Source organism: Salipiger sp. 1_MG-2023 (assembly GCF_030547555.1).
Classification (GTDB): Bacteria; Pseudomonadota; Alphaproteobacteria; order Rhodobacterales; family Rhodobacteraceae; genus Salipiger.
In genome coordinates, this window is sequence record NZ_JAUOQN010000102.1 from 1 (window position 1) to 7,062 (window position 7,062).

The 7,062-nt window shown below is 62.5% G+C and carries 6 protein-coding genes and 2 pseudogenes; 5 read left to right on the forward strand and 3 right to left on the reverse strand.

Features of this window, described 5'->3' with window-relative positions; all coding sequences use genetic code 11:
• The first annotated feature begins 91 nt into the window (after positions 1-91).
• From Q4543_RS23310 to Q4543_RS23320, 3 genes and pseudogenes are all read left to right on the forward strand, one after another.
• Positions 92-430: a transposase gene (locus tag Q4543_RS23310; RefSeq protein WP_303442345.1), complete on the forward strand. Its 339-nt coding sequence runs from the start codon at positions 92-94 to the stop codon at positions 428-430.
• Positions 431-438: 8 nt separating this feature from the next.
• Positions 439-987 carry a transposase gene (locus Q4543_RS23315; RefSeq protein WP_303442348.1) on the forward strand — a complete coding sequence of 183 codons (549 nt, stop codon included), beginning with the start codon at positions 439-441 and terminating at the stop codon, positions 985-987.
• 57 nt (positions 988-1,044) lie between these two features.
• Positions 1,045-1,194: pseudogene (locus Q4543_RS23320) on the forward strand (IS256 family transposase); the annotation flags it as partial.
• A gap of 948 nt (positions 1,195-2,142) precedes the next feature.
• Here Q4543_RS23320 and Q4543_RS23325 read toward each other — a convergent pair.
• Complete coding sequence (locus tag Q4543_RS23325) at positions 2,143-3,591, reverse strand: carnitine 3-dehydrogenase (RefSeq protein WP_216005483.1); 1,449 nt, start codon at positions 3,589-3,591, stop codon at positions 2,143-2,145.
• The gene (locus tag Q4543_RS23330) at positions 3,588-4,511 is read right to left on the reverse strand and encodes a 3-keto-5-aminohexanoate cleavage protein (RefSeq protein ID WP_303442351.1); all 924 of its coding nucleotides are present in this window, start codon (positions 4,509-4,511) and stop codon (positions 3,588-3,590) included. The genes Q4543_RS23325 and Q4543_RS23330 overlap by 4 nt, the downstream gene beginning before the upstream one ends.
• 165 nt (positions 4,512-4,676) lie before the next feature.
• Here Q4543_RS23330 and Q4543_RS23335 point away from each other — a divergent pair, with 165 nt between their 5' ends.
• Positions 4,677-5,612: a GlxA family transcriptional regulator gene (locus tag Q4543_RS23335; protein ID WP_303442353.1), complete on the forward strand. Its 936-nt coding sequence runs from the start codon at positions 4,677-4,679 to the stop codon at positions 5,610-5,612.
• Positions 5,613-5,620: 8 nt separating this feature from the next.
• Here the strand turns inward: Q4543_RS23335 and Q4543_RS23340 are convergent, their stop codons facing one another.
• A complete protein-coding gene (locus Q4543_RS23340; RefSeq protein WP_303442355.1) occupies positions 5,621-6,526 on the reverse strand; it encodes an alpha/beta hydrolase in 906 nt (301 codons plus the stop codon).
• Between the two features lie 290 nt (positions 6,527-6,816).
• On the opposite strand from Q4543_RS23340, the pseudogene Q4543_RS23345 reads away from it, so the two are divergent.
• Positions 6,817-6,983 (forward strand): annotated as a pseudogene (locus tag Q4543_RS23345) (transposase); the annotation flags it as partial.
• Between the last annotated feature and the right edge of the window lie 79 nt (positions 6,984-7,062).

Sequence of the window (7,062 nt, forward strand, 5' to 3'; positions counted from 1 at the left end):
AGCGCGACTGACAAGCTCGGCCCGCCGGTGAGCGCGAGGCCCGTCGTGAGCTACACCATCAGTTGGGACATCATCGACATTCGCGCGCATCGTGAAGACGCTTATGGCCTGCAGGTTTCCCCCCGACCGGATCAGCCGGGTCACCGATGCCGTACTGGACGAGGTTCGGGGATGGCAATTCCGGGCGCTGGAGCGGATGTATTTCATAGTCATTTTTGATGCGCTCCGCGTCAAATCCGCGATGCTCCCTCTCGTGCATGAACACATGCACTGCCGGGGATGGGACAGCCGGATAACCAAGAATAAGGCCGTCTATGTGGCTCTCGGCGTGCGCGAGGTTCTTGGCCTGTGGATTGCAGTCAATGAAGGCGCCAAGTTCTGGCTGTCTGTGATGAATGAGCTGAAGAACCGCGGGTTCAAGATATTCTGATCGCCGTCGTGCCCTCTCATGGTTCGCGAGCAAACCATTGCCGGGTCACAGACAGCCTCAAGGGCTTCCCGGAGGCGATCACGGTAGCCTTTCCCGATGCCGCAGTGCAAACCTGCATCGTCCACCTGCTCCGCCATTCCCTGAACGTCTGCGCATGGAAGGATCGCAAGGCCGTGGCCGCCGATCTGCGTCTGATTTACGGCGCACCGACCGCCGCTCTGGCTGCCGCTGAACTGGATGCCTTTGAGGAAAAATGGGCCGGGCAATACGCATCTATCGCCCTGGCTTGGCGGTGGGCCTGGCAGGAGGTGATCCCATTCTTTGCCTTCGCTCCGGCGATCTGCAAGATCATCTACACCACGAATGACATAGAAAGTCTGAATCGGGTGACCCGCAAATCCATCAAGACCCGAGGCTCGTTCCCGACCAAGCAGGCCGCCACGACGCTGATCTATCTGGCCATTCGCAACTTCGAGAAAGGAGGACGGAATGTTCGAGAGTGGTTTGCCGTCCGCAATCAGTTCGCTATCATGTTCGACGAACACTTCAATGCGTGACCATATCTGAAACCTGCATGGGCCGGACCAGATACACAGACTTCATGGCACTCCCTTCCCAACGATGCTGCCATCATTCAATTGTTCGGCGCCCTAATGTTGGAGGCCAACGACGAATGGGCCGTGGCGCGCTGATACATGAGCCTTGAAACCCTGGCCCGCGCCACGGACAATCTTGCAGTCAGCTTGCCCGCCGTGGCTGCCTGAGAGACCCTGACCTCTCAGAAGGTCGGCGCTCCTACACCACGCAGCGGGACGTCACCAAAGGCTCATCCGCCTTGCTTCTATCAGGAGGCAGGGATCAGGCCGCAGATACATAAATTCGGGCACTCTCGGCGATGAAAGCGATTATGGTGGCCACCGGCACGATCCGCCCACCCTCGCGCAGTTTCTGACAAGGGGCGTCGTGCCAGACATGCGGCCAGGCCCGCAGCCCTTGTCATGCCAATCTTGCGCGGAGCGATTTTGATGGTGATTTGCGGCCACAGGGTCTTTCAGAGCCGTGGCCGCAGATCGCAGGTCCCTTACTTGCGGCGACGTGGCCGGGGGCGCGGTGTCGCCAGATCGATGATATCTCCCGCCGCATACAGGCCTTCAGATATTTCCTCACGTTGACATGGCGCCGCGTTGCGCTCCTCGCCTGATAGATGCCGGGACAAAGCGGATAGTCTCCTGCGCTGAACCGGTCAGACGGGCTTGCGGCGGACGGAGTTGACCAGCCTGTCTGCCGCATCCTTCGATGTTGTGGATGTCTTGGTCGTCCTCGCGCCTTGAAGGTTGCGAACAACCAGATATGCTCGATTTTTCAAATCCTCAAGTCTGCCGCGACCCTGTTGATCTCAGCTGCTCAACACGACGGCTGATCATCAAGGTTCCTCGGGACATTGTCGGGCGATACGTTGCCGCGCGGTGCTCAGGCGCGGCTGTGTCGCGGTGTCACCGGGATCAACGTGGGGGCAGACCAAGCATCTTGCAGACGAAAACCTGTGCCGGCGATCCCCGGCGCTTCAGCGCCGCGGTATCGTTCATCCAGCCCGTGGTTTGTTGCCTTGCCGGGGCCGACTGCACATATCGGCCAGCTGTCATGCCGGAGCAAATGCTGCCGGCGGTGCCATCGGCGTCGGATCACGGCGGCCGCGACCGCCGTGATCTGCGTCAGGCGGTGGGGCGCTGCCCGACGAACCGTCCAGCGCCTTCGGCGGGCAGGGCGGCGTGATCGGCTGCAAGTTTCGAGAGGGCATCGGCAACATGTGCTTCGGGCTCGCAGGCGCGGCGCGCCTCAAGATCAGTGTGCAGCAGCAAAGTCTCGATCGTCGCAGCCAGAGTGCCATCCCCTCGCCAGATCCGATGCAGCAGGTGAAGCTTCTTGCCAGCCCCGTTGAGCACCTGACTGGTGATGGTGATCCGGTCCCCTGCATGCACCTCTTCAAGATAGCGGACATGGGATTCGACCGTGAAATAGCTTTTGCCGCCCGCCACATAGGCGGCATCCGCGCCGATCAGTTCCATGAAGCGGTCCGTGGCCTTGGACGCGGCTTCCAGATAATGCGTCTCGTTCATATGGCCGTTGTAATCGGTCCAGCTGGAGGGCACCTGACGGCACGCCGTCACCGGCAGGCCTTCGCGCCGCTTCGGCGCGGCCAATGCCGCCTCATGCGCGCAGATCACTCCGGCGGCACCAGACCCCGAGCGCTTGAGCGCCCGCACCATGCCGACGATATTGTCATCGCGCAGGCGTTCCAGTTCCCGGATCGAAAGATGCCCCGATTGCGCATCCGATTGCCCCGCGATCAGGTCTACCAGCTCTGGGGTGAATTCAGGGACATCCATCAGCTTGGTCCAGGGCCAGCTGAGCGCGGGACCGAATTGCTTCATGAAATGCTTCATCCCGGCCTCGCCGCCCGCGATGCGGTAGGTCTCGAACAGGCCCATCTGCGCCCAGCGGATGCCAAAGCCCATGCGGATCGCTTCGTCGATCTCCTCGGTGGTTGCGACGCCGTCCTTCACCAGCCAGAGGCTCTCGCGCCACACCGCTTCGAGCAGACGATCGGCGATATGTGCATCGATTTCCTTGCGCAGGACAAGCGGGAACATCCCGATGCTGCGCAGGATCTCTGCCGCGGGCGCAGTGCGTTCCGCCGCACCAACCAGTTCCACCAGCGGCAAGAGATACACCGGATTGAACGGATGGGCGACGATTGCGCGCGCACCTTGCGCGTTCAGTTCCGACGGCTTGAAACCCGATGTCGAGGAGGCGATCACCGCATCTGCGGGCGCTGCCTCGGACAAGGCACCCAGAACCTTGTGCTTGAGTTCAAGCTGTTCCGGCACGCTTTCCTGCACCCAATCCACATCCGCGAGTGCGTCGGCCAGATCGCTGTGGAAGGTCAGCGTTCCTTCGCTGGGCAAGGCCTTGTCATACAGCGCCGGCAGGGCGATGCGGGCATTGGCGATCACCTCGTTGATCTTGCGCGTGGCGTCGGGGTCGGGGTCGAACACCGCGACATCCCAGCCGTTGAGCAAGAACCGCGCCGCCCAGCCGCCGCCGATCACGCCGCCGCCGACAATCGCTGCTTTCAGCCTTCGGCTCACCGGGGCGCTCATGCGGCCACCGCCTTCGGGGCGCGTTTGGTCAGGCCCAGTTTCGCGCGCACCTCTGCCGGGCCGATCACCTTGGCGCCAAGCGCCTCGATGATCCCGACGGAGCGCTCGACAAGCTGCGCATTGGTCGCGAGCTGCCCTTTGCCAAGCCAAAGGTTGTCTTCAAGCCCGACGCGCACATTGCCGCCCGCCAGTACCGATGCCGCCACAAACGGCATCTGATCGCGGCCAAGGCTGAAGGCAGACCATGTCCAGTCGGCGGGCACAGCGTTCACCATCGCAAGGAAGGTGTTGAGATCATTGGGCGCACCCCACGGCACCCCCATGCAAAGCTGCACCAGCGCCGGGGCGTCCAGCGTGCCTTCCTCGACCAGTTGTTTGGCGAACCACAGATGGCCGGTGTCAAACGCCTCGATTTCCGGTTTCACCCCCAGCTGCGTCATCATCGCGCCCATGGCCCGCAACATGCCGGGGGTGTTGGTCATCACGTAATCGGCTTCGGCGAAGTTCATGGTGCCGCAATCAAGCGTGCAGATCTCGGGCAGGCAGTCGGCAATATGCACCATCCGCTCGCTCGCGCCGATCATGTCGGTTCCCGCCGCGTTGACGGGCAGGGGCGCTTCGGTCGGTCCGAAAACAATATCGCCGCCCATGCCCGCCGTGAGGTTGAGGACCACATCGACCTCGGCGTCGCGGATCCGCTCGGTCACTTCCCGATACAGCGCCGGATCGCGCGAGGGGGCGCCGCTTTCAGGGTCGCGCACATGGCAATGCACGACAGCCGCGCCGGCTTTTGCCGCGTCAATCGCGCTGTCGGCGATCTGCTTGGGGCTGCGGGGCACATGCGGGGAGCGCTCTTGCGTCGCGCCCGAGCCGGTCACCGCGCAGGTGATGAAAACCTCTTTGTTCAATGTCAGTGGCATGGGGTCTCCTATGTCGCGGCGCCTGTTGTCTCAGCCTGTCGCGATGGCGGGCTGCGGCGGTTCCAGTGGTGTTCAAGTGTCAGGGTTTGCGACGAACCTATGCTGGCCATCCCTGCAAGGATGGTTCTATCATGACATCAGATTGCCAGATCAGGACAAAATTTGATGACCAATGTGACCTTTCTGCTGTTTGACGGGTTCTCGAACATGGTGCTGTCCTGCCTGCTCGAGCCGCTGCGCGCGGTGCGTGATCAGGGGCAGGCCGATCTGCACTGGCAGATCCTGAGCCCGGATAACGGGCCGGTTTGCAGTTCGAGCGGGCTGAGCATCACCCCTGATGGCCGCACCCACGCGCCGCAAGCCTGCGATCTGCTGATCGTTCTTGCGGGCTACGGGTTTCGCGCCCATGCCCAAGGCGACGGGCCGGCGGTGATCCGGCGCTTGTCGCGGCACGCGCAGGTGGTCGTGGGGGCCGATACCGGGGCATGGTTGCTGGCCAGCGCCGAGTTGATTTCGGACCACCCCGTCACGCTGCATTGGGCGGTGCTGAGCGAATTTGCCGAGGCCTTCCCGCAGGCGCAGCTTCGCTTTGAACGCTACCTGAAAACCGGTCGGATATGGAGCTGCGGCGGCGCATCGAGCGCGCTGGACCTGATGCTGGCCTTCATCGCCGAGAGGTTCGGCCCCGCGAGCGCCTTTTTCGCATCGACGATGTTCCTGCACGACGCCGAGCGCCAGCAAACCCATGGCCGCGGCCCGGGGCGATTGGCGGGTAAGGGCACGGCCAAGCTGCGCCAGACCGTCAATCTCATGGTGGAAACCATGGAAACGCCGCTGACTCTCAAAGCCTTGGCAGACAAGGCGGGGCTGACAGTGCGGTCCTTGGACCGGCTGTTTCAGGCCGAATTGGGCATGGCGCCGGGGCGCTATTACCAGCTGATGCGCCTGTCACATGCACGGGATCTGGCGGCGAGCACCGAGTTCGACCTGCGGGAGATCGCTTTGCGTTGCGGGTATTCGGATGCGTCGGCGCTGAGCAAGGCGTTCAGCCGCGCCTTTGGTCACCCGATCCGCAAATCGCGCGGCAATCGTCCGCGATAGGGGGCGCGTTACCGGGCCAGATCGCGGATCGCCTCGACAATCTCGGTGAATTGCGCCGCCAGCTCCGGCGATCTGGCGCGCGCGCGCAGCCAGCCATGCACCGTGCCGATCTGCGTCACGCAGAATACATCGGCGCCCGCCGTCTTAGCCGCCTCGGCATAGCGCGTCGCATCATCGCAGAGCGGATCGCATTGCGACGCAAACAGACGCGTCGGGGGCAGGGCGCGTAAATCGCCGCTTGCCGGCGTGGCGCGCGGATCGTCCGGATCGCCGCCCCGCGCCGCCGCGTAGACCGCCAAATCGTCACGACTGAGAAGCGGCGCGTCGGCATGAATGTCAAAGCTGCCGCCGCGCGGTTCATAGCCAAGCAGGGGATAGATCAGGACTTGGCCGCGTATCCGTGTCGCATCGATCGGCCAATCGCCGAGCGTTCCCAAAAGCGCGGCGCAAAGAGTGGCTCCGGCGCTGTCTCCGGTCAGAACGACAGGGCCTTGCGCGCAAACTGCCTGCACGACTGCAGCCAGATCGTTATAGGCCGCAGGGTGCTGATGTTCTGGCGCAAGGCGGTAGTCAACTGAAATGACCTGCAATGCCGTCCGATCGGAAATCTCGGCACAGAGGTCATCGTGGCTGTCCAGATCCCCGACAACAAACCCGCCGCCATGGGCGTAGATCACCGTCACGGGCCGCGTATCGGTCGGGGCATCCCCGTAAACGCGTACGCCAACGCCTGATATTTGCGTGTCGAAAACAACTAGATCCTTCGGCCGCCCCAAGTGCATCTGCGCTGCCATTCGATCATATGCGGCCCGCACGGCGGCCCAGTCGTCCGCAGCGAGCCCAGACGGAGTCAAAGCTTCGGACTCTGCAATAAACGCGCGAAGTTCGGGGGATAACACCGCCGCATATTCCATTGAGGTCTCCTTTGGTATTTTTCGCGTGTCTAGCGTGGCCCAACCGGCGTGTTGAGGCGGCTGTTTCCGGTTTCATATCGGGGGGCCTGTCACCGATACAGGGGCCGCACCCGTCATGCCGAACGATTTGCGCTTGATGGAGTCATTCTGTCGGGACCATGGTCAAGGAAAAACGGGACGACAAGCGGCCTGTCCGGCGGTGTTGCATAACGACTGGCCGGGATTCAGATAACGAATCCCGTAGGTTAGATCGGTGGCCTTTCGAATCCGTCTTCCCCCGCTATCGAACCATGAACAGGTCCAGCCACAACAAGTCGCTTCGAAGCCGGGGTTCGCTGCTGCTCTGGTTTGACCTCGACATGACGTGGCTGGCGAAACGGGCCGACAAACGCGGGCGACCAAAGACATCTCTGATGCTGCCATCCAGTTCTGCCTGAGCGTGAAGGTGTTGTTTGGCCAGGGTGACGTCCCCAGACGTGGTGTAGCTTACGGTGGCCATCGGGTTTCCCGGTAGGGTCGGGTTGCGAGAACCAACC